Annotated in this window: 20 protein-coding genes; 11 read left to right on the plus strand and 9 right to left on the minus strand. The window is 34.2% G+C overall.

Features of this window, described 5'->3' with window-relative positions; genetic code table 11:
• The first annotated feature begins 18 nt into the window (after positions 1 to 18).
• Complete coding sequence (locus IW15_RS21380; RefSeq protein WP_034715642.1) at positions 19 to 2,058, plus strand: M13 family metallopeptidase; 2,040 nt, start codon at positions 19 to 21, stop codon at positions 2,056 to 2,058.
• An 84-nt stretch (positions 2,059 to 2,142) separates the two neighbouring features.
• Here the strand turns inward: IW15_RS21380 and IW15_RS21385 are convergent, their stop codons facing one another.
• Together IW15_RS21385 and IW15_RS21390 are read right to left on the minus strand one after the other, a co-directional pair.
• On the minus strand, positions 2,143 to 3,327 hold the full coding sequence (locus IW15_RS21385) for a TlpA family protein disulfide reductase (RefSeq protein ID WP_084681539.1): 1,185 nt from the start codon (positions 3,325 to 3,327) through the stop codon (positions 2,143 to 2,145).
• Between the two features lie 140 nt (positions 3,328 to 3,467).
• Positions 3,468 to 4,214 (minus strand): IS5 family transposase, encoded by a 747-nt coding sequence (locus tag IW15_RS21390; RefSeq protein ID WP_117584592.1) that lies wholly within the window; start codon positions 4,212 to 4,214, stop codon positions 3,468 to 3,470.
• 248 nt (positions 4,215 to 4,462) lie between these two features.
• On the opposite strand from IW15_RS21390, the gene IW15_RS21395 reads away from it, so the two are divergent.
• A complete protein-coding gene (locus tag IW15_RS21395) occupies positions 4,463 to 5,134 on the plus strand; it encodes a hypothetical protein (protein WP_034715588.1) in 672 nt (223 codons plus the stop codon).
• Between the two features lie 725 nt (positions 5,135 to 5,859).
• Here IW15_RS21395 and IW15_RS21400 read toward each other — a convergent pair.
• The gene (locus IW15_RS21400; protein ID WP_034715644.1) at positions 5,860 to 6,807 is read right to left on the minus strand and encodes an alpha/beta fold hydrolase; all 948 of its coding nucleotides are present in this window, start codon (positions 6,805 to 6,807) and stop codon (positions 5,860 to 5,862) included.
• A gap of 773 nt (positions 6,808 to 7,580) precedes the next feature.
• Here IW15_RS21400 and IW15_RS21405 point away from each other — a divergent pair.
• On the plus strand, positions 7,581 to 7,850 hold the full coding sequence (locus IW15_RS21405; protein WP_262483684.1) for a recombinase family protein: 270 nt from the start codon (positions 7,581 to 7,583) through the stop codon (positions 7,848 to 7,850).
• A 92-nt stretch (positions 7,851 to 7,942) separates the two neighbouring features.
• Here IW15_RS21405 and IW15_RS21410 read toward each other — a convergent pair whose 3' ends face one another.
• The 6 genes from IW15_RS21410 to IW15_RS23240 form a co-directional block, all read right to left on the minus strand.
• A complete protein-coding gene (locus IW15_RS21410) occupies positions 7,943 to 8,416 on the minus strand; it encodes a RidA family protein (protein ID WP_051882292.1) in 474 nt (157 codons plus the stop codon).
• Between the two features lie 495 nt (positions 8,417 to 8,911).
• Positions 8,912 to 9,595: a LytR/AlgR family response regulator transcription factor gene (locus tag IW15_RS21415; protein WP_034715591.1), complete on the minus strand. Its 684-nt coding sequence runs from the start codon at positions 9,593 to 9,595 to the stop codon at positions 8,912 to 8,914.
• Position 9,596: 1 nt separating this feature from the next.
• Entirely contained in the window at positions 9,597 to 10,382 is a 786-nt protein-coding gene (locus IW15_RS21420; protein WP_228384416.1) for a sensor histidine kinase, read from the minus strand.
• 285 nt (positions 10,383 to 10,667) lie between these two features.
• Positions 10,668 to 11,780 (minus strand): acyltransferase family protein, encoded by a 1,113-nt coding sequence (locus tag IW15_RS21425; protein ID WP_034715595.1) that lies wholly within the window; start codon positions 11,778 to 11,780, stop codon positions 10,668 to 10,670.
• Positions 11,781 to 12,115: 335 nt separating this feature from the next.
• The gene (locus IW15_RS22415; protein WP_084681541.1) at positions 12,116 to 12,559 is read right to left on the minus strand and encodes a DDE-type integrase/transposase/recombinase; all 444 of its coding nucleotides are present in this window, start codon (positions 12,557 to 12,559) and stop codon (positions 12,116 to 12,118) included.
• Complete coding sequence (locus IW15_RS23240; protein WP_084681543.1) at positions 12,514 to 12,714, minus strand: IS3 family transposase; 201 nt, start codon at positions 12,712 to 12,714, stop codon at positions 12,514 to 12,516. The genes IW15_RS22415 and IW15_RS23240 overlap by 46 nt, the downstream gene beginning before the upstream one ends.
• A gap of 959 nt (positions 12,715 to 13,673) precedes the next feature.
• Between IW15_RS23240 and IW15_RS22555 the strand changes: the two genes are divergently transcribed.
• From IW15_RS22555 to IW15_RS21465, 8 genes are all read left to right on the plus strand, one after another.
• Positions 13,674 to 17,657 carry a hypothetical protein gene (locus IW15_RS22555; protein WP_131368617.1) on the plus strand — a complete coding sequence of 1,328 codons (3,984 nt, stop codon included), beginning with the start codon at positions 13,674 to 13,676 and terminating at the stop codon, positions 17,655 to 17,657.
• 30 nt (positions 17,658 to 17,687) lie between these two features.
• Positions 17,688 to 18,062, plus strand: a complete 375-nt coding sequence (locus IW15_RS21440) for a hypothetical protein (RefSeq protein WP_034715596.1) — start codon at positions 17,688 to 17,690, stop codon at positions 18,060 to 18,062.
• On the plus strand, positions 18,043 to 20,556 hold the full coding sequence (locus tag IW15_RS21445; protein ID WP_034715598.1) for a hypothetical protein: 2,514 nt from the start codon (positions 18,043 to 18,045) through the stop codon (positions 20,554 to 20,556). The genes IW15_RS21440 and IW15_RS21445 overlap by 20 nt, the downstream gene beginning before the upstream one ends.
• Positions 20,557 to 20,562: 6 nt before the next feature.
• Positions 20,563 to 20,991, plus strand: a complete 429-nt coding sequence (locus tag IW15_RS21450; RefSeq protein ID WP_034715599.1) for a hypothetical protein — start codon at positions 20,563 to 20,565, stop codon at positions 20,989 to 20,991.
• A 182-nt stretch (positions 20,992 to 21,173) separates the two neighbouring features.
• Complete coding sequence (locus IW15_RS22920; RefSeq protein WP_165585238.1) at positions 21,174 to 21,323, plus strand: hypothetical protein; 150 nt, start codon at positions 21,174 to 21,176, stop codon at positions 21,321 to 21,323.
• A gap of 3 nt (positions 21,324 to 21,326) precedes the next feature.
• Positions 21,327 to 21,758 (plus strand): hypothetical protein, encoded by a 432-nt coding sequence (locus tag IW15_RS21455; RefSeq protein WP_034715600.1) that lies wholly within the window; start codon positions 21,327 to 21,329, stop codon positions 21,756 to 21,758.
• A 58-nt stretch (positions 21,759 to 21,816) separates the two neighbouring features.
• The gene (locus IW15_RS21460; RefSeq protein WP_034715601.1) at positions 21,817 to 22,266 is read left to right on the plus strand and encodes a hypothetical protein; all 450 of its coding nucleotides are present in this window, start codon (positions 21,817 to 21,819) and stop codon (positions 22,264 to 22,266) included.
• Between the two features lie 35 nt (positions 22,267 to 22,301).
• Entirely contained in the window at positions 22,302 to 22,631 is a 330-nt protein-coding gene (locus IW15_RS21465) for an alpha/beta fold hydrolase (RefSeq protein WP_051882296.1), read from the plus strand.
• Positions 22,632 to 23,441 lie beyond the last annotated feature (810 nt).

The raw sequence follows: 23,441 nt of genomic DNA on the forward strand, positions 1-23,441 counted from the left end.
TCAAAAATAGGAGGATTAATGTTAAAAATAATTATGACTGCTGTACTTTCTGCCAGTCCCTTCTACATGCAGGCACAGTTGAATGAATCTGATAAAAGAAAAGCTTCCTTCGGAGATTTTGGTATTGAAACTCAGTTTATAAGTAAATCAGTGCTGCCGGGCAATGACTTTTATAAATATGTTAATGAGGGGTGGCTGAAATCAAAAACTATTCCGGCAGGGTCTTCAACATTCGGCAACTATGGTGATGCCGCTAATAAAATTAATGAAAGAATAGCACAGATAATTCATAATGGAACAAAAGCTACCGGCACAGCCAATAGTCCACTACAGCAGGTAGGCGCACTTTATTCAGGCTACCTTGACACCAATAACATCGAGAAACTGAGACTCAAACCGATTCAAAAGGATTTAAAACATATACTTGCTTTAAAAAGTTATGAAGGGGTCACAAAATGGATGGCAGACCCAAAATCGTTCTCAATCATCGCGATCCATACCGGACCGGACCTTAATGACAGAAGCCGATTTCTTGTTACACTAAGCGAAAGCGGTATTGGACTGCCTGCACCTGAATGGTACAAAAAAGAAGATGGTCCTTATCCCCGCTACCGTACAGCCTATAAAGAATATATAAGCCATATTTTTCAACTTGCCGGTATCAAAGACGCTGATAAACGTGCTAATGATATACTTGCACTTGAAACTAAATTAGCAGCAGTACAGTGGACGCCCGCGCAAATGCGTGACAGTAAGATTAATTCCCACCTGATGAAGATTTCGGAACTGAATACCTACGCTCCAGGATTTCCCTGGAAAACCTTTCTGGCAGAAAGAAAAGTAAGCAGTGTAAGTGAAGTAATACTGCAGGCCGATTCTGCGATAAAAGCAAAAGCAGCCCTATTTACGAATATACCTATAGAAACCTGGTCATCTTATCTGGCATTTCATTGGATCGTTAACCACTCTACACTTCTGCCGGAACAATTCCGCAAAAGCCAGTTTGACTTTTACTCTGCTAAATTGGGAGGTGTTACAGATGATATTCCCAGAGAACAAAAATCAATCCGATATGTTAATAACCGTCTGGGAGAAGTAGTTGGAAAGCTCTACGTAGAAAGATACTTCCCTTCTGAATACATCAAAGAAATCAAGGATTTAGTGGACTATATCCGACAGGCATTTGCAGTCAGGCTTAAAAACCTGGATTGGCTGGACGACAGCAGCAGGAAAGAAGCTCAGGCTAAACTGGATGCTGTTACCGTAAGAATAGGCTATCCTGAAGTCTGGCGTGATTATTCATCCATAAAGTTTGATTCGAAGAATCCTATCCGTAATGAACAGCTTATTGCAAAAGCAAGCTGGGACTATGAACGTTCTCTGCTTCAAAGGGCTTTTACCAGTAAAGATTGGTATCAGGTTCCACAAACTGTAGATGCAACCAGCAGTAAATTATATAATTCAATCGAATTTCCTGCCGGTATTTTGCAACCTCCATTTTTTGATCCTTATGCAGATCCAGCAGTAAACTTTGGTGCGATTGGTGCGGTCATCGGACATGAATTAGGCCACTGCTTCGACGATGAAGGATCAAGATTTGACGGCCAGGGTCTGGTACGCGACTGGTGGACTTCTCAGACACGAAAACAATTTGAAGTGCGCACCCAGCTACTTATTGAGCAGTACAATGCTTTTTCACCTTTAGAGGGAATTCATGTGAACGGAAAACAAACTGTTGGAGAGAACATAGGCGATCTGACTGGGGCAGTTGTTGCCTATGAAGCTTATCAGCTGTACCTTGCTGATCATACAGATGAGTCGTTACTTTTGCACGGCTATACAGCTGATCAGCGCTACTTTTTATCTCTTGCCCAAACCAGCCGTAGCCTTTATACACCGGAAGCATACCGTATAACGGTATCACAGAACTATCACGCACCTGCAGAATACCGCGTAAACGGTGTTGTTAGAAATATTGATGCTTGGTATAAAGCTTTCAATATCAGTCCCGGAGATAAGCTTTATATATCCCCTGAAAAGAGAGTCCGGATTTGGTAATTTTATAAAATCAGCTATAAAATCAAGAGATACCAGAAATTAGATATTGAAGTTATTTAAAGTAAAAAAAGGAAACGATTCAAATTATTTTGTTGACAATAGTTTTTCTATTTCTTCAATATTCAAGCTTCCAGAATAAATAACATTTCTATTCCCGTCCAGTAGAACCACTTGAGGAAATGCATCAACGCCGAAATCCCGTGTAACTTTTCCATTTTCATCCAATAACGTTTTAAACAAAGGCTTATTTTTTTGATAAAAAAATGCAATTTCCTTGCTATTATCAGAGCTATTTATACCAATAACACTTAAAGTTGTTTTATCAAATTTACTTAAAAGGCTATTTATTGTTGGGATCGATTGGATGCAATAACCACAATTTTTCATCCAAAATTCAATTAATACAAATTTGCTTTGCAGCTGAGCTAAAGAAATTGTGTCATTGTTATCATAGTAGGGCAAATTAAAGGGTGGTACTACTTCGTTATGTTTAATTATAGTTAGCCGCTTATCTGTTTTTTGTTCATACTCATTATATGTAGAATAATACCAAGATAATTCGGATGGAATATTGTCTTTTGTTTGAATGTTATCAAAAGAAGTCAACATATAATCTTTAGGCTCTGCATCGTTTGTCTGAATAACCTGAAGAGGAAGAAAGCTACTTTTATCTATAACAATTTTGTATAGAAAATTTCGTTTCAATGTTATTGGCGAAAAATTTCCAAGACCGCTAAGTGTTTTATTTTTCAAAACAAATGAAGCTAAATGGTAACTTTTATTATTAATTATTGTATCAGACAGATTTTTATGAATTTCTCTGTCAGCTATAATTACTGGTAATGATTTTTTTAATGTGATTAATGAGTTTAAGAAAAGCGATATATTTTCAAAGCTGCTTGATGGCGGACGTTTTTTTATCGAAATTGTTTTATCTCCTTTATCTAAAGAAAAATACTCAATGCCATTATATACTATTTTCATATCCTCATCTTCTAATTGGAACTTAAAGCCTAAACTTGTATTAGATTTATCAAAATTTATAAATGTTGTTCCTCTTGTCTCGGAATGATAGTCTTCCGAAAAATAGTTTATACTACGATAATATGAATAATTAACATTTTTTAAATTATTCAGTTTTTCAACAGTTTTTTTCAAAATGTCAGTCGGATTATTTTGTGGATCAATATTAGTTTCCTTCTGCCTTTCATTAAATGACATCATCATCAACATCAGAATTGAGAAAGTAAATGTCTTTATTGTCTTCATTTTGATTCAAGTGATTTTTTAAGATTACTGTTAACGGTTTGGCAAAGGATCATAAAAAAAAGCATAAAAATTTAATTTATAACTATCACAAGCAAAACCTTTTTTTCTTTTTGCTAATTTATAAAATACAATGAAGTTATTTAAAGTTTCCTGATTAGTTTAGCACAAAAAGCAATTAAGTGCCAGCACCTCCAATGTAAATCTTTGGTCTCAAACCTTACCAAAAATGCTTTAAAAGCGTCTATCCATGCATTTGTACGTTCAATTACAAATCTTCTTTTATATAAAGTGTTATCAAAAATATACTCTCTTTCAGATACTTTTCCATTTATGGGATTGAAGTCAATATTAGCAAAGACTTCATTACTGAAACAGTAATTCCTGAACTTATCGGTATCAAACCTAGCATCAGCATTTAGAAAAAGTCCATCAGTCCTGATATTTGAGCTTTTAATATCCTCAATAACTTCCCCCATAAGCTGTTCCAGTTCAAAGGTATCATGATGATTCCCTGCTAGAGGTTGGTTATACGCAATAGGTATTCCCTGATTATCACATACAAAAAGCATATTAGTGGTTTTACATTTCTTTCTTCCTTGGTATCCAAAGGATTCACCTCCTCGCTTAACTGGAGTATGGGAACCATCCAACTGAATACAACTCATATCTAATCTATTCTTATACTTGGCAAAGAGTTCTTTTTTAATATTGTCCCAACTACCATCTTTACACCAACGACGAAAATGCTGATAAACGCTATTCCAGCTATATTCTACTTCAAAAAACTGTTTACACGGTAGTTCTCGCCACTGACATCCTGTTTTTAAGCGATATAAGATAGCATCCACAACTTGTAACAGTAATACTTTTGCATTATTTTTCTTAATACCTAGTGATAATTAGCAGCATAGCTCTTTTTTAATCTATCTTTACCTTCTAAGCTTTTTTTGAAAGAATGATACAACTTTTATATCAAAATATCATTCTTTCTTACTTTAAACAACTTCATTATACTTACCATCAGAATCTAAAAAAAGTATCATAAAATAATAAGATTTTTAAGGCACAAAAATATTAGCGCAATTGCATATTTTATATTAGTGTAATTCGTAAATTTAGCGTTAACAGCCACCTTATGACAGACCAAGAACTTGAGGTATTATTGACAGAAAGAGTTGAGATGTTTGACTTGAAAAAAACTGCATTTATAACTCTAAACAAAATATTCTCTGACAACTCAGAGAACAAGGATTTTTTCAATGGTTTTATTCAAGATGAAATTATTACAAAGTTTGATGGTTTTGAATATCTAATTGACAGAAGACATAGAGATTCTATTATCAGAACTAAAATAGGTCTCTACGTTGAAAGTCAAGATTGGCTTGACAATATAGAACCAATAGGCTATTACGAGCTTGAAACTAATCTGAATGGAGATGTAATAGATGACTGGTTTGTAATTGAAAAAGAGAAATACTTGAAGGACATCGGAATAATTTCGCACTTTCAAAGCATGAATGAAAATCTGCCAATTGAGTATTTAAGAAGAAATCATATTCAATACGAATTTGTTTCTTATATTTCTATGGTCGGGACACTATTTGTAAGTAAGCAATACGAAGATACTGGAAGATTCATTATGAGAGCATATAGCAATCTAGCAGCTGTTGACTGTGCAAAATTCGAGAAGGAGTATATAAAGAAAGCAAAAGTATTTTTGAAAATGATAAGTGGTTATTTAGTAAAAAATAACTTATTGACAGACAGCTTGAAAAAAGAGTTAAGCGAAAATAAAAAATTAGACTAGCATCGGTTTTGTATTACGATGACTGAAGTGCTTCTATGAAACATTTATACAAACTTCAATGGGAGTAATCTATTGAACATTTGTGCTAAAAATCATCAACATCGCAAAGGGTAAACTTCCCTATTTTTCAAACCAATTAAAATTAGATAATAAAAATAATAATAAACTTTAATGTACCAGCAATTGCAGTTTATGAAATTAGTGTGGAGGTCTTTTTTGGGATTAAGCCTTCATATATTTTTTGCCTTAAAACAATGCTAGAATTAAAATTATTACATTAAAGTATATCATCACCTAAATTAAGGCAATGATACACTTCTATGTACCAAAATTTTTAATTTCACTCCAAAATATGACATATCACAATTACACTTGAATTATCTCAAAATAAAACTATTCCAAAAATACTTTATATAGGGTACATTCAAGTACATCACTTGAGAAATCCTAGCAGGATCTGATAAACGCGAGCGAGCTCAAAGCTCGAAATTTAATGACATTTGGCATCGATGCCACAGTACTTTCTAATAATTAAGGCAGAACCAAGGGTGGCCAGTTTGATACGAAATAAGGTGACCACTTTTCCCGAAATACCCACCTTGATCACTGTGAACTTTTTTCTTCGTGTGATTTACCGAGATCATCCAAGTAGTGAATGTTATACACATTTAATTGCTGTTATTATACACTTCAAACAAGGAAGCGCTACGACGGGATCAATTATTTTATTTTCCTAAAAAAGACTCAAGTTCTGCTACAATTCGTTTAGATTGTGTATGATGTAGATAATGAGAACCAGGCAATAAGATTAGTTTTCCCTTATCCACGCTGTTGGCTTGCGCTTGATGCAGTTCTGTCCAGCCTTTGACAGCTGAGTTTTCGTCTGCAAATAATAAAACCGGTAAATCCTTCGGGAAAGATAATTTTTGAGCATCTTTAAAACTATTACTTAATGAAGTTGCTTCTCTGTGCAAAGTATTGTTTCCGGTTACTTTCATCGTAATCATGTGTTCTTGTTCAAAACGGTGTACTTCTGATTCTTCTTTAGGTTTTTCATTTCCAAAAAACTTTAAAAATGCACGCATTACACCTACTTTGGCTAAAAAGTCCATAGGTGTAGAATTATAACCCGGCCAAGGTTGTGTTGGTACACTGGTATCAACACCTACAAATGCGATTGCTTTACCTGGATAATTGTTAATGTATGCTAAGCTGTAAAGCCCAGCAATGGAATGCCCCATTAATATAAAACGATTAAGATTTAATTGTTTCACAACTTCATGGATTTCTTCCGACATATTATTCAAACTGCGTTCACGATTTGTTTCACTACTCAATCCATAACCAAAAGGTTCAATCGTGATCACTGTATACTTTTTGTCTAATTTTCTGATTAATGGTTCAAAATCTAATCTTGGGCTTGCCGTTCCAAATCCGGTGAGTAACACAATCGTGTCTGGATCATGGCCATCTATTGTAATATTCATTGTACCGTCAAAAATTTTTATTTTTTGACCATAATCTTCAATTTTATCAGATTCGATGCTTGAATTGACTTGATGAATCAGGAATGTCGTGATGAGTAGGATAGCGATTATGGCTACAATTCCTAAGATTGTTTTTAAAAATATTTTTGATATTCTCATTATGAGCGAAGGACGGTTTTTATCCATTTTTTTAATTTCGGTATTATTTTGCAAGATTACAGCTTCAATATTTAATCACTTGGGCATTTCGGAATGTTGATGCCAGTGTTTTCGGTCAACCTATGCCAATTATAAGATCATACAAATTTATAAAAAATACTGCGATTATTCCTGCTCTTAGTTCTTGCGCTTTCATTGCTACCACTTAATAAAAATGTCTGTAAATTTGTATTAAGTTAATACTGTGCCTACGACAGATCTCGGCGATAGAATTCTCTGCACGTAGCGCTTCCATCACGATCAAAATTTCTATTCTGCAGTGAAGATTCTTCGGGTACTGCGACGTACATCCTTGATAAAATTTTCGGGGATTGTTTTTTTGGGTCTTCCCATAATGATTAAAGTTAATTTTTTTTAGGAAAACACTCTATTAGTTTTTAATGAATTATGTCCAAAAGACAAACTTTCTGAGCATAAAATTTCTGCGACCTATCATGTTGGAGAAGATTTTTGTTTTAAAACATTTATACCTAAATTTATTATACAGCATTTGCAGCTATAAAAGATATTAAGATTGGTGAGTGATTCGGTGAGTCACCAATCTCTACCCCTCGATACAATACTTTAAAGTGGGATTTTAAGTTAGGAACAATTCCCCCACTCTCCACCTTAAATACTCATTTTCACAATCTTTTTGATCTTATTTCAAATAAAACAATGCTCATAAAACGTTGATACTACATAAACCATACATTTTATGAAATCAGCGTATTTATGTCAGAGTGAGTACTGATGAACAGATGAGAAATGGCTATTCTCTCCCAGAACAGGAAGATAGACTGTTGAAATATTGTGAGCAGAATCAAATTGTTGTCAAAGGAATCTTCAGAGAAGATTTTTCAGCAAAGGACTTTAACCGATCTGAATGGAAAAAAATTATTACAACTTTAAAAAGTAACAAAAAAAGACCTTCAGAAAATATACTATTCATTAAATGGGATCGATTTAGCCGGAATATTGAATATACTTACCAAATGCTCGGGATCTTACACCAAACCATTCACTACTGACGATCCAATCGATTTTGATGTGACTGAAAGTATCGATATACTTGCAGTATACTTGTCAATACCCGAAGCCGAAAACAATTAATCAGTGATAATTATTCTGTAGAAGGAATTATCGCTGTAGCCTCAACTTCAATCAGTACATCGTCTCTGAAAAGTTTACTCACTTCTACCAGCGTACTGGTTGGTGGTATTTTGGTATTAATGTATTTATCCCTCACTTGTCTTACTGCACCTATCTGGTTCACATCTTTCATAAAATAGTTTAGCTTAATCACATTATCCATACTACCCCCAGCACTTTCCACTATATTTTTTATGTTGATGAAAACCTGTTCGGTTTGTTTGCCAATATCGCCTGCACCTACCAGATTGCCTTTAACATCAAACGCCACCTGGCCTGAAAGGATGAGCATTTTGCCTGTACCCAAATTAACTTCTGCAAGTTGGGAATAGCCTTTAGATGAATTTACTTCTGACGGGTTGCTTAGCTTTACAATACTATTATCTGACTGCGCAAAGACAAACGTAGTGATGAACAAAAATGGAAGCAGGAGGATGTTTTTCATGATCAAAAATAAACAAATGTGTTTCAACCTACAAGTCACCGATTATTTACTTACCAATCAACGCTTATTTTGTTAAGATCTGTAATTGCTCAATTATTTTTCTTGAAACTTTATTATATGAAAGCTGTAAATGATTTTTCAGGATTTTTTTCGAATGTTTCTTTTGAAGGATTGATTATACAAATTCACTACATGATGCCATACTTCGGATGTAGCATAAGTTTATTATGCTCAGTAAAGTCAATGCCAAAAATCAAGGAAATCATCAAAACCTTTTTTTGTAATGATATACTTCTATGTATCAAAAATTTTAATTTAACAACAGAGTATAATCTATCAAAAATGCGCTTGGATTATCATATAATAAACCTGTCTCAAAATAAATTCTTGTTAAGATCACCGAATAAGGTCGTATTTTAAGTATATCGCCTTTTAAGTTTCTGTAGTGTAAATGAGTTAGCATTAGAATTAATGAACCTCACTTTGTGGTATAATTTAAACAATACGATTAATAAGGGTATCTCTAAAACTTCTCGCTACCGGTATTTGATGAGAATCAACTTTAAGAATATTTCCATCAATAGCAATGACATGATTTAAATTAACAATATAGCAGCGGTGAACCTGTAGGAAAATATCCTCTGGCAGCCTTTCCATCATTTTTTTAAGTGTCGTATTCACAATCTCTTTAGAATTTAATGTATGAATAATCACATAGTTCTCCATACTTTCTATGAAAAGTAGATCTTTAATTTGTATCTTTTTTAACTGTTTTCCACTTTTTACAAAAAGATATTCCCTCTTATCGGCTTTTTGTTCTCTTTGAAAAATCTCATAAACCTTATTGACCGATTTAAAAAACCTCTCGAAGGATACGGGTTTCAGAAGGTAGTCTACTACATTAAATTCATAGCCTTTAAGTGCATATTGCTCATAAGCAGAGACGATTATGACCTTGGGCGAATTTTCAATGGTATTCAATAATTCCAATCCAGTCATGTCCGGCATCTCAATATCCAGAAAAATAAGATCTACAGATTGGTTTTTCAGTTCGGCACTGAGTTGTAAGGCATCTTCACACTCACCAACCAAAGATAGAAATCCAATTTTTTCAATATAGCCCTTCAATCCTTTTCTAGCTAGAGGTTCATCATCTGTGATAACACATTTTATTTCCATACTACTCTATATTAATTTCCAGTTTTGCAATAAATAGATTGCTGATATGTTCTGTGTAAAAGTTATACTTACCAGGGTATAAAAGATCAAGACGTTTTTTTAAGTTATCCAGGCCTATTCCCGCATTGGTGTTTTCTTCGTTTTGCCAAATTGAAGATGTTGTATTTTCAACATAAAATATGATCTTATTATCCTCCATTCTAAGCTCTATCTTTATTTTATATTCTCCTCCGGCATATTTAAATGAATTTTCTATAATCGGCTGAAAGATCATGGGATGTATTTTTTGCTCTTTCAATTGAGGATCAAAATACGCATTCAATAAAAGTTTGCTGCTCATTCTTATCTTTTGAAAAGCTATGTATGCCTGCAGATAATTGATCTCCTGTTCAAAGGTTACTTCCTTCTCTATATCGTAAAGTTGGTACCGCAATAGATCAGATAATAATTCTATGCTCCGCTTGGCTTCAATATTATTGTCATCGATCTGGAAATAAATAGTGTTTAAAGCATTGAATAAAAAATGAGGATGGTACTGTGATTTTAAAAATTTGAGCTCTGACTCAGATTTGTCCGACTTTAGTTTCTCCATAATCAATATTTTGCTTCTGTAATTTCTGCTTACCTTTTCATTTCTTATCAGCGTATAATAGATCAGAAGAAACGGTATAAAACATACGTTGATCAGCATATAATCAATCCAGCCGCTCCCCATATAGAATATTCCTGCACATTGTCCGATTAAAAGGAATAAATTGATGCCGGATAACTGTAAAAGTATCTGCAAATATTCTTTTATTATTGATTGATGACCCTCTGGGAAAGCAAAACTGTTGACCTGCCTTCGCCATAGGAAATCATAAAAATAGCAGAGTGAGATTGTAAAACTAATACCTATCAAATGTAGTGTTATACTGCCTGACCAAAAGACCTCATGTTTGGTGAGGTCTGTGATTGCACGCAACGTATTGAACAAAATAAGCCCGAGAAAAAAGGGATATATACGGCGCAGTGATATTTTCATTTATTAGAAAAGTATTTAATTAAACGTAAAATTACAAAATATGAAAATTTATGTTTTCAACCCAAATAAAGGCCTGACCCATTTATAACGCCTGATCCCGAATTCGTAGATAATCAAACTGAATCCGAATGTGCCGAGAACCATTAATAAAAATTTTATTGCAAGGTCCCATCCCGTGTGCTTCAAATAATAACATAGAACCACAATGACCGTCTGGTGTAAAATATAAAGTGGATATACGGATTCATTGGCATATTTGAGAAATTTACCGGACTTGTTGAGATAGGCAGATCCATATCCAAATATGGTCAGAATCCAGGACCAGAGATTAAATACTTTTACAAAAGAGGAGATATAGGACTTTCCATGGAAATCATCAGTGGCAAACCATAAGACCATCAAAAGGGGAAATGCTATAAAACCAAACGACAGGTACAGCTTTCTGTTATTCGTTACCGTATGCCAGAATACGTCCTTGAGAGAAATAAGCAGGAATCCGAAAATAAAAAAAGTTCCGTAATTGATTAGGTTATACCAGTCTCCGATTAGCGCATGGGTGGATGGGAAAATCGGAGCAAGATATTGTTCATAAATAAAAAATGGTATGATGAACACATATAGACCAAAAGTTTTTCTGCTTAACGATTGTAGTTTTCTGATAAGCAACACTTCAGGATTTTTTCTTAAATATTGAAAACCAGGGATCATTATCAAAGAAAATATAAGAAGATAAAGTATGAACCATAGATGATGCCAGGAAATAGCTCCTCCTTCAGGATACGGCCTCCAAAATGATTTATCTAAATAAAATTCCAGATAATTCCCTTCAAAAATCCCTTTGTCGAGCCATTCGAAATATACCTGAGGAGGGACAATAAATGCCATTCCGAAAAGTAGCGGTATTAGCAGTCTCTTCATACGTTCTTTGGCCAATTGGCGTGCACTTCTTCGTGACATCGCAAAATATGTTCCCATACCTGAAATTACGAATAGAATGGAAAGTCTCCATTGATTTAGGAAAAGCATCGGAAAAACAAATCCTTCGTAGGTTTTAACGTCCTTTATATGGTTGGGCCATGGTACGAATACCATTCCTACATGATAAAAGATTAGCAAACCAAAAGCGATAACCCTTAGGTTATCCAGATCATATCTACGCATAGTAAATTCTTTATGTAGCTCAAAAGTAATTCTACACTTAAAAAACTAATAATAAATATGACCAAACAGTTTATTTTCTTGATGAATGGAAAAAAGAGCCTTATTTCAAACAATTAGTTTGAGCAAGATGTTCCATCAATTTTCTGTAACAGATTATATAGTGCGTATTCCAGAATAGGATTGCTATTATCAATGAAAACTACCTAGTCTATATTTTTACTTTAGATATTTCTGTACGTATACCATCAGCATCTGCTTTTTAAAGTCATTCAATCCTTCTGATAATAGATCAAGGTAATTATATACAATTTTACATTAACCCTACTCTCTTATTATTATGACTCTGTCATTCTGAATGTAACGTAGTGAAATGAAGCATCTAAGCTATCATGGGATTCTTCCTTCGTCAGAATGATAATGGTGTAAAATTGTATATAGTCGCCTAAATAATCATATTCGTACTCGATACTTCTCCAAAAACGTTCAATGTAAATGTTATCCGAAGCTTTTCCTTTGCCATCCATTGAAATTTTGATCTGTTTATCAATGGAGAATTGTGTAAAAACAGGTGAAGTAAAATGCGAGCGCTGATCAGAATTCAGAATTTCGGGTTTATCATGCATCCCGATGGCGTCCTGATATACTTCTTTACACCACTCCACATTCATCGTGTTCAATATACTCCAACTCATCACGCGCCTGCTATATACATCTATGATGGCTACCATATACATCAATCCACGGAATAAAGGGATATACGTAATATCTGTCTCCCACACCTGTTGGGGCGATCAATAACCAAATCCTTGAGCAGATAGGGATAAACAGGATACGCCTTGTTCCGCTTAGAGAGATCCTTTTTTGGACAGATGGTTTGCAGTCCCATTTTCTTGTAGAGCCTTTCTATACGTTTGTGGTTGACAACAGACCCCAAGTCTTCAAGTAAAAACTCTGGTTATACGCCGAACATCATAGAACGGACAGTCGGTGAACTTTCGATCGATCACATTTATGAGCTCCATATTCAGCCATTTTTCCTGCCTGGATTTGAAGTAGATAGCTGAACGATGGATATCAAGCAAATTACATTGACGAACTCAGGGACTTACATTCAACTGATGCCTGGAAACGACGTTCCAAGCGGCTCATTTGCACAAGACCTTTTTTAAGAAATCAACTTCTATTTGAAGTTGCCCGATTTTCCATACAAACGCTCCTTCTCTTTGTCTTCATCTTCTTTTTTGGAAGGAAGCTCTCCTGAGAAGATCGCTTCTGCACCGTCTCAAAATTCCTTTTTCCAAATCGATATCTGGTTAGGATAGACCTCGTATTTGGAGGCAAGGGGTTGCATCGTATCACGCTATCTAATGGCTTCTAAAGCCACTTTCGTCTTAAATGCTGCACTAAATTTTCTTCTTTCTCTTTTCATTGTTCAACTGTTTAAAGATACATTTTAATCAGTTGTCCTTATTTAGGGGCACATTATACCCCCATCTGTATGTTAAAGAATATCATTTAAAACTCCTTCCTTATTTTCTTCTAGTCTATCAATTTTTACTTTAATACGTCAGCTTTGGGCAATTAAACGTTGTATACTTTCTGTAATATTTCATCACAATCATTACCTATTTTTAACTCTAATCATCAGTGCATTAAATTAAAATCCATAAAAATATAATCTCTGTTTTTAATACGTCAACTTCTGTCGCTTCCGGCATTGATCTTTGCATTATAGAGTAACAAACACAATATAATGAAAGTCGAGATTAGATTTTAGGGTGGATATCTTTTGCCTGACACCACGTAAAAAAATAAGGCTAAAATCTGAAGTCACTCTCATAAATAGAGCCTTCAAATCTTAACCTAAAAAAACCAAACAAATTTACACAAAAAATGGAAGCGATTAATCAAAATAATAGCTCACAAACACTATTCAGGTTTGCTACAATGCGAAATGCTGAATTATCCGATCCTAAAAACAAAGAAAGAAGATTCATCTTTAGAGACTATGATACCCAAAAAGGGCTGATTGATAAAAGAGTTGAGTTGGGTGAATCCTTGCAAAGAGTCTGTGAGACGCCTACCAACTTGATTATAAAAACAGAGACCTCTCTAAAAGAACAAGATCCCGCGTTCTATGAACTGGCCGTTTGGGTAGCAAGGAATAAAGCTAAGGCTACAAAAGCAGAATTTGACAAAAAAATCAACGATTACAAAACCCTTCAGCATCAGGATATTTTAATTGATTCTAAAATTTGGGATAACTTAATCTACCAGGTAGTGACACAAAAAGATTTTTATGCAAAGGAAACTTTAATGCAGTTTTTGCATCTTAATCATATTCTATTGAATTATAATGGCTCTGATGAAGATCAGTATGAAGACGTTGTAAAAGCAAAAGTAGTTCTTCCGAAAGAACTTTTCAAAGTAAATCATCCCACTTCTGCAAATGGAAGTGTTTCCAAAAGAAAAGAAAATTCTCAAATCATACCTTATGATAATACAGACATGAATTTTGCAGAAGCTACCATTAATCTCAAAGCGAACCGAGAGTTGTCATCTGCAATGGAAAAATTGGAAAAATCATACTACAAAGAATATGAAGAAGCTTATAAAAATACTTACAACAGATATGTAGAAGGGGTAAGACCTATACAGGCAGAGTATCAAAGTCTTGTTAATGAGCAGGAACATCAGAAACAAATGTTTCTTGCGACAGAAAACAAAGAAGGACTTTCTAATTTAAAATATATTCCGGTTCCTGAAGTCCCGAAATTTACCTTCGAATTTCGCCCGGAAATCCAGAGAGAAGATCTATTGAAAAACCTAGATCAGAAAAATATTCTCGCTTTATACAGAGTAGTAGGTGCCTCAGATTCTGCCACAGCATTAACAGGAATTTCTACATTTGCAGAGATTTCGGAAGCTATTGCGAAAAGCAATCAAATGTTAGAACAAACAGTTCTGAACAATACTGTTTTAAATCAACAGGTATCAACAACAGTAGGAGGAGTGGTTGTTCCTGTTACTAACTCAGTAGGTAATGTTGAGGTTATTCCTTTTTTTGCAAGAACTATGTATCTGAGCTGGTATGCTCATACCATGCTTATTGTAACAGATATTAATGATCCAAAACATATTGTAAGTGGGAATTACCAAATTAAAGCTTATAATCAACAGGTTATCGCCAGTGCTTCTATGGCATATACCTACGATGCTCCCAATGTAACTACCCTATTTAGTGGTGCGGAGGTTATTCCAAAAGAAAATCTTGAAAAAATAGAAGTTTTATTATTGGAAGGGGAAGTTACTCTTAATAATGGGCTTGTATATATCATGCAGGCTACATTAAATTGGACAGGAAATAATACCTACAAATTTGAAGGACCAGGAACATTTACATTAAAAAACAGAGGTACAGATAATCCGACAGACCCCACTGATCCAACCGATCCCGAAATACCGACTAATCCGAATGATATATTTATTCCTTCAGGATTTGGAATGAAAAATATTGGAATTGCTGATTATCGAAAAGTAGAACAAAGTACATATTGCTACGTGGAAGGAGATGTTGCACATATCGAAAACATTATGGCAAGGGAGTACAAAGAAAGAGCTACCCGAAGATTAAAACGCAGTGAATCTCAGGTTACAAAATCTACAGAGTCTGAAAAGGAAAAGCTTACAGATACTACTTCTACCGAGAGAAACGAAATGCAAAGTGAAGTTTCCAGAATCCTTCAGGAATCCAAAGATTTTGCAGCACAGGCAGGATTTAGCGCATCATGGGGATCAGGAAGCGGCGTTTCACCAAAATTTATGCTGAATACGGCTGCCAACTATGCGACTCATAACTCCAGAGAGGAAAGCAACAGACAGGCTCTTACTGAAGCCAAAGATGTTACTGCAAGAGCCTTAGACAGAATCATTACTAAAGTAAAGGAAGAACGTATTGATAAAATTCTTGAAGAATATGAAGAAAACAACAAACATGGCTTTGATAATACAAAGGGAAGCAGTCATGTTGTAGGCGTTTACCGTTGGGTGGATAAGGTGGTAAAAAACCAGATTTTTAACTACGGGAAACGTATGATGTTTGAATTCATGGTTCCTGAACCTGCCAAATTACATTCATTGGGAATGAAAGTAAGCAATAATGCCGAAAACCAATTAGTAAAGCCCATTGATCCAAGAGAAGTTCCTGGCATGCAGATCAAAGACTGGAGCGCTCTGACAGATTCGACAAAGCTGAAATACTGGTTAGGACATTATAATGTGGAAGTCGATGAAAAATTAGAGTCTATAGTTTATGTAGGAAAATCAATTGATTATTCTTCTACAGAATCGAAACAGGCTTCTTCAAAATCAGATTTAATTGCAATTCCTGAACATTATATTACTGAATCTTATGTTGTGAGCCGCAGTGATGCTTTCCCTGGTTATAACGGATGGGGTAATGGGGCAAGTTTACTTGTAGGGGGAAATAACGCTGCAAATGCATTCTTGCAATTCGTAAGAGAAGTTCCAATTACTATCGCCACAACAAATGCCCATTATTTCCATGCCACGATTAATATTAAATGTGTTTTGCAGGAAGAATACAAAAACGGATGGTTGCAGAAAGCTTTCAATAAGATCATAGAAGCCTATGAAGTGGAATTGACCAAATATGAAGCCGCTTTAGCAGATGCAAAAGCAGTAGGTGTTCAGATTAAGGGCACAAACCCTGGTTTCTACAGAAAGATAGAAAATACAATTCTGAGAAGAAACTGTATTTCTTATATGCTGAATCAGAATCCAAACGCATTATTGACTTTCGGTAAAAAGAAATATTATACCAATGATAATTCTTCGACCGAAACATTTACAAATGCAGATATTTTAGTAAATCATGAACTGGACCAGTATTCAGCGTTCATAAAATTCATGGAACAGGCATTTGAATGGGAGATCATGAGCTATAATTTTTATTCTTATTACTGGGGAGAAAGAAAATCATGGTCAGATCTATATCAGTTTGATGATAATGATCCGATCTTCAGAGCATTTATGCAGTCCGGTATGGCAAGAGTTATTGTTACGGTAAGACCGGGATTTGAAGAAGCGGTAAGGCATTTCCTTTCTACAGGACAAATCTGGAATGGCGGAGAAGTCCCTGTGATCGATGATGAATTATTCTTGTCGATTGTTGATGAAATGCGTTCCCCGAAAGCTACAAAAGAAGGCGAACCATGGAGAGAAAAGATCCCGACTTCGCTTACTATTCTTCAGGCTGATTCTATTGGCTTGAAAGTAGAAAAGGCTTTGCCTTGTAATTGTGAACCGGGAGTGAAATTCGATGATAGTCTGGGAGAAATGTGTGGAAGCAATTTTGAACTAAACAACAATCAGATTGGTCAGTCTTCCGATAAATGGATGGAGATTAGTTTTAGTGATTTAGATAATGCCTATACTACCATTGGACAAGTAGATTTTGACCATGCTTTCCCCAGAATTTATAAGTGCTTGGACAATACAATTATCATTGATAGAGATGCATCATGGTTGCCAAATGATTCTATAGTTAAAATCCACAAAATATTAGCAGAAGAAATTTCCTCTATTGAGGGAGTCGAAGCTTATATTTTAGGAGATGAAGGTATTACTTTCAGAATCAATATAAGCAAGATTAAAACTTTCACTTTTATAAAACCGGGTAATGACGATGGACATGATACATTAAAATTTTCGGTTGATTTGGATGCTTCAACGCTAAAAATTACTACTCCGGAATTCAATAAGTATGGAAGAGAAAGAATCCTGGACAAAAACGGACAGATTATTCCTGAAACCGAGTACCTGAACAAAGTATCATTAAGCAAATTCCTGGTATAATCTATAATCTAAAGATTTATAATTTAAAAGATGAGCAAGGTAAAACCTGAAGCTATTTGGCAGCACGATAAAGTGCTGCCTTATATCCTAACGAGTCTTAAAGACAAGATTAGTGAGATAACTGCCGTGGAAAAGATAATGGTTTTCGGAAGCAGAGGCAGAATTCCCTTCGAAAAATGGAATGAGCTGGAAGGAAAAGACTGGGATATTGTCGTGCAGGCAAGATGTAAGCTAAAAAATGCCCATGTTCTGGTAGATAAAAACTATCATTTGGATCTTTTGGTGTTGGGTGAAAACCAGATAAAACAATTTTGCCAAAATAAGATCACCAAAGAACTTTTTCCGGTTAATGAGCTGGACTGTTTAACAAAAAAAGAAAAACACAATGGAAACTCTGGAGATTAAAGAACTCATAAGTCAGGACTGGCGTACTGATGATTATATAAGAAAACAGCTGCTCTGTAATAAACTAAGATATGGTAATGATTTTCAAAGACGTTTTCGTTTGGATTATAATATTACCGATTACGATGGAATTGCTGAAGAAAAAAATATAAAAGATGAAAAAAATAACCCAATAAAACTCAAAACCTACCTTAATAAAAATGTTGAACTGGTAGATTTATCACAAAAGCAATGTGAAATAGATTTTGATATTGATGCTGCCAATGAAGAAATGTCCTGTAAACTTAAATATTTTTATCATAGAGAAGCAGACAAAGAGGAATTGAGAAGAAAAAAAGCCATTATACTTGAAACCTTTTCCTATGAAGAATTTAGGAATCTGGTCATGTATGTTGGTTATGATGACTTTGAAAACTATGTGGAGTATAAAAACTATTTTATCGAAGTTTTTAAAGTGCACTTTCTTAAAGCCAAAAGCGCTGAAGAACTGAAATTTCTCTACACCAATACCCCTGAATTTGTAATTAAAGGAATGGCTCTTGCCAATGAAACGATATTAGGACATTTGCTCGCCTTAACAAAGCTGGATGATACCGGAATATTCAGTGGATGGTCAGATGGGAGTTGCGCATTGGTAAATATATTGAAAGCCTTTTCAGATCATCTTTTTTTGCTTGATAAATTTAAGGATAACCCTGAGCTTTGTAACAGAATTTATTTCAATTTAGACGGGGTAAGTGAGATGAACGGAGAAATGAAATCCAACCGTATCATCTTTGCCACTATTCTGATGGAATATTGTCTGTTTTCTCCCAATCGTCCAACAGTGGGATCTCCCACTTTCAGAATAGGAAAAAATTTTAAAGTAAGTACCAATGTTATGGAACTTTCGGGGCCTATTCTTGGTTTTGGACAATCGGATGAAAAAAGTTTTTTCCTGCAACAGCAGAAAGAAGTACTTCAAACTGCTAAAGTTATTCCTAAAGAAGGAGATCCAAATGCAGTAGAGCTGGCAACACAAGATTTAGAGGAAGGGAAACAATATTTCCCGCTCGAAATGGTCTATTTCATGGATGAAAACAAATCCGGAGTCAAAAATGAAGAAACTGGACATGAAGAAGGTACTGTTGTAATGATGGTTCCTGCTATCTATGTAAAAGCATTGGCTGATGCGGAAAACTGGGAAGATATCAATGATACCATTCGTATTGTAGCGGATATGGTAGGAGTGGTTTTAGGAATTGGAACGCTGGCTCTCTCAGGAAATCCATATGTATTATTGGCAGCGGCGGCAGACCTCAGTTTAGTATTACCTGACTTAACTATACAGACATTGAGGGAAGAAATTGCTAAATTAGAAGGTGGTGAAGAATTCCTCAGACAATGGGATCTAATTTATAATACCGGAGGGGTCATTATAGCAGCACCACAGCTCGTAGTTGGGTTTTATCGAGGCTGTTTAAGCTTACTTAGATTACCTCAGACTGCAGAAAATGTAAGACAGGGTTTGCGGGCAATGGCAATTTCCGTATTTTTGGATTTGAACAGCGGAGTTTTCCAGAGGAAAGATCTTCGGATGTTTCAACCATCAGAATGGGTAATCCCAAGCGCAGGGTTCTTTTCAAAAACTTCAGAATGTGATGCTTTAGTGCAGAATGGTGCATTCTTCATGGAACTGGATACAGCATCTATTATGGAAAGCATGAACAAGGGTATTAATCCGGATGTAATAGGCGCAGTAAGTTCAAATAGAAAGTTTGGATTGGTGTACAACAGTGAGATTGTAGCCCAAGGAAGCCGTTATGACAAAGCTTATCAAAAAGTTTTAATGGACTTAAAAAAGGTAAGTTATAGTTCAGAAGAAGTTGGGAAATATTTAGAAGATATCTTTAACCGAAGAAGGGTTGTTTCTGTAGAAGATGCTTCACTTTTAGGAAAAGCACCAGTAAAAGGGGTGAAAATGTCATTGAATTTGTTTGATGAATTAGGTAACAATATAGGACAGCTTGTTAGATCACCTAATAAAAATGAACTTTATTATAAATTGATATTTAGAGGTAAAGAAATTGATATTAAAAGTATGATTAAACTTTTGGATGATAAATATAGGTTAAGAGGTTTGCCAATAGAAGAAGGAGAACATTTGCTATATGGTGATCTTAATATTCCGAAGGAAGTTACAAACAAATATGCTGCATTGGGACAGATCATCTATGAGGATGGATTAAAATATTTCTTAAATGCTAAAAAGTATGGCAAAGTAGATGGAACTGTAAGTGCATGGATAAAGGCAGATATTTATACTGATTATGGAGGACAATCCATAAACTTGGATCAATTCTGGAAAGCAAGAGATGCTGGAATGAGCATAGAACAAGCTGCTTTTTCAACCTTTGCCGGAAAGCAAGCCAAAAAGTTTAGTTTCACTAAAGTAAGAATTTTGGACGATGAAAAAATAACTAGAAATTACGTAGAACTTAACTTTTTAAAATAATTACTTATGCAAATTAATATACATAACACTACTAAAAGCGATAAAACAATAGATGAATGGACAAAAAATGATAATTATAGAGGTTCTTCTTGGAAAAATTTTGCTTTTGCAGAAGGTTTGGCGTTAGATTTATTTAAAGAAAAACTATCAAAAGTACCCTTTAAAGATGACCCTTTAAGTCGAGAAGAAACAGAAAAATTAAAAATAATTCTTGAGAATAAAATTAAAGAACTCTTATCTACTCGAGAACCAGAACCTAATGTAAGAACTAAGATTAACTTTTTAGGACAAATAATAGGCTTAAATGGTTCACCATTTGGAAAAAATGACCAAGATAACTGGATAAACGATTTTTTTAGAGCTTACAAAATCTGTGAAGAATGTTTACAAGAAGATAAACCTGTATATCTCAGCATTTCCAAAGATGATAATTAATTAAAGGCTGCTTTTGCAGCCTTTTGTTTTTGCATCATTAATTTCTGAAGTTTTATTAAAATATTTTTTAAATGCTAAAAAAGTATGGTAAAGTAGATGGAACGGTAAGTGTTTGGATAAAGGCTGATATTTATACTGATTATGGCGGACAATCTATTAATTTAACCAAATTCTGAGAAGCTGTGGAGAAAGGAATGCCATATGATAAAGCGGCTTTAGAAACTTTTACAGGATCTAAAATGAAAGCAAAAGGATTTGGGAAGGTAAGATATGACACACCTAAAAATACAGTTAAAGAAAACGAAGTAATTGTTAATTTTTTAAAAAATTAAAATATGGAAATGATATTAATTTCAAATGCTATTAGATTTAATCAATCGTTTGAAGATTTCACTAAAAATTTTAAAAATAAATACTCCGCGTTTGGAATGGAGAATGTTTTTATGATTCCTAAAAGTGTACTTTCAAGAATAGGAAAAGAAAAGTTCAAAGATGAACCCTTATCAAAGAATGAATCTGAAGAGATGAAATCTATTTTGGAAAACAAAGTAACAGAACTTTTAAAACAAAGAGAGCCTTATAAAAAAGGAGAAGGCGTTTATGTTATTAATTTTTCTGGAGAAGAAATAGAAATAGATCCCCGTCCTACTGGTCATAACGATAGCGATCATTTGATTTGGAAATTGTATAACTTAATAGAAATCATTGACTCTTGTCTGAATGACGATAAGCCTATCTATTTAAGTATTACAGATGACAATAATTAATATTTCGGCTCTTAGGAGCCGTTTTTAGTTTTACAAATTAATTTTTAAAAAAAATAAAATGAAAATTATATTTAGTAATGCAATGAAGCATAGTCAAGACCATTTTGATTTTATTGCAAATAAAGCGAACAGATATGTACATGGAACAAAATATATGTACTCTGATGAAGATTATCTGCAAATAATTCGTAAGTCTATTCCTAATCGTTTAGAAATCATAGGCTACAAAGATTCACCTCTTACTAAAGAAGAAATACTAGCTTTTAATGAGGCCCTAGAAGAGCAAATCGAATATTGGTTATCATTAAGGGTTCATATTCCTATTAAAGAAGGGACAGATACCATAACTTATAAAGAGGAAACGATTGAGCTTGATATTCGCCCAATTGATATTAATGATAATGATAATGATAAAGCAATACGAGATTTGTTACGTCTCCATGAAATTATAAAAGAATGTTTAGCAGAAGAAAAGCCCTTGTATTTAAGTGTCTATGAGGAAGAATAAATAATAATTTTTAAACCGCTCAAAATTGAGCGGTTTTGTTTTTTACTAATAAAAGACTACGATTTCTTATTTTTGGATTTGAACACCTTGATGTTTTTGAAACAGATTTAACACCTGAACAATTTGCAGCCGCCAACAATGCCTTAACAAATTTTGACTTCAGGAAGGGTTTACCAAACATAACAGCTCCCACGCTTGTAATAAGTGGAAAGTATGATGGTTTAAATCCTCCAAAAGATGGAAAGGAAATCACAACATTAATTCCAAATGCAACATTTACGGAATTACAATTTTCAGGACACGCCCCAATATATGAAGAAACCGAAAGGTATTTAAAACTGGTAGAAGATTTTTTATTGAACTAAGTAACATACAGACAAAAACACGGCTGTAATTGTAATAAATAGCTGCTTAATAACCACAAATAACAATAAACGTCATTTTTTTATGTCTTTAAGATGCAAATGGAACCAGCTTTTTATGCTTTAAAAACTGCCATTAATTTCGCCAGCATTTTCTTCTACTCTATTGTATCAAGTTTAGTGATTTAGAAATTAAGATTCATAGAGAGTGGAAAAGAGATTGGTAAGGTTTATTTATATTTGAGCATCCTTATATAGCATTCTCCACTCCACAGACAGATTAATAGCCAATTTGGCCCGCAATAGGATGGGCCACCTTCACCGAAATATACACATTATCCTGAATTTTCAATATATACTAGTAGCTTCTTTGAAGGATGTTAATGATATTTATGAAATGGTTAAACGAATATCGAACACATAATGATGATGAATAGGGGTATTTTAAGGCTAATGTTTTTTTATTATAGTAAATATTGAAAAACTCGAACACCTGTTCATATAATTTTACGCAAACATAACACATTGTAAATCAGTGTATAAATCCTATAAAAAAAGGAGACGTTTAAATATTAACGTCTCCTTAAGCGGATGGGCGGGAGGCCTGTCGAACTCCTTATACCATTTCTATTATTTCTAAATGGAATTAAATAGCTAAAAAACTAGTTGCAATTAAATATATAAATTTCAAAGATACTATAAACTATATTTTTATCAGTATCACTACTTGATGATTTTTTTGAATTATTGATCTGATGTAAATTCAATCTAAATTATCGAAAACCTTATGGGATTCATATAAAAGACTATGTT

This window comes from Chryseobacterium soli (genome assembly GCF_000737705.1).
GTDB lineage: Bacteria > Bacteroidota > Bacteroidia > Flavobacteriales > Weeksellaceae > Chryseobacterium > Chryseobacterium soli.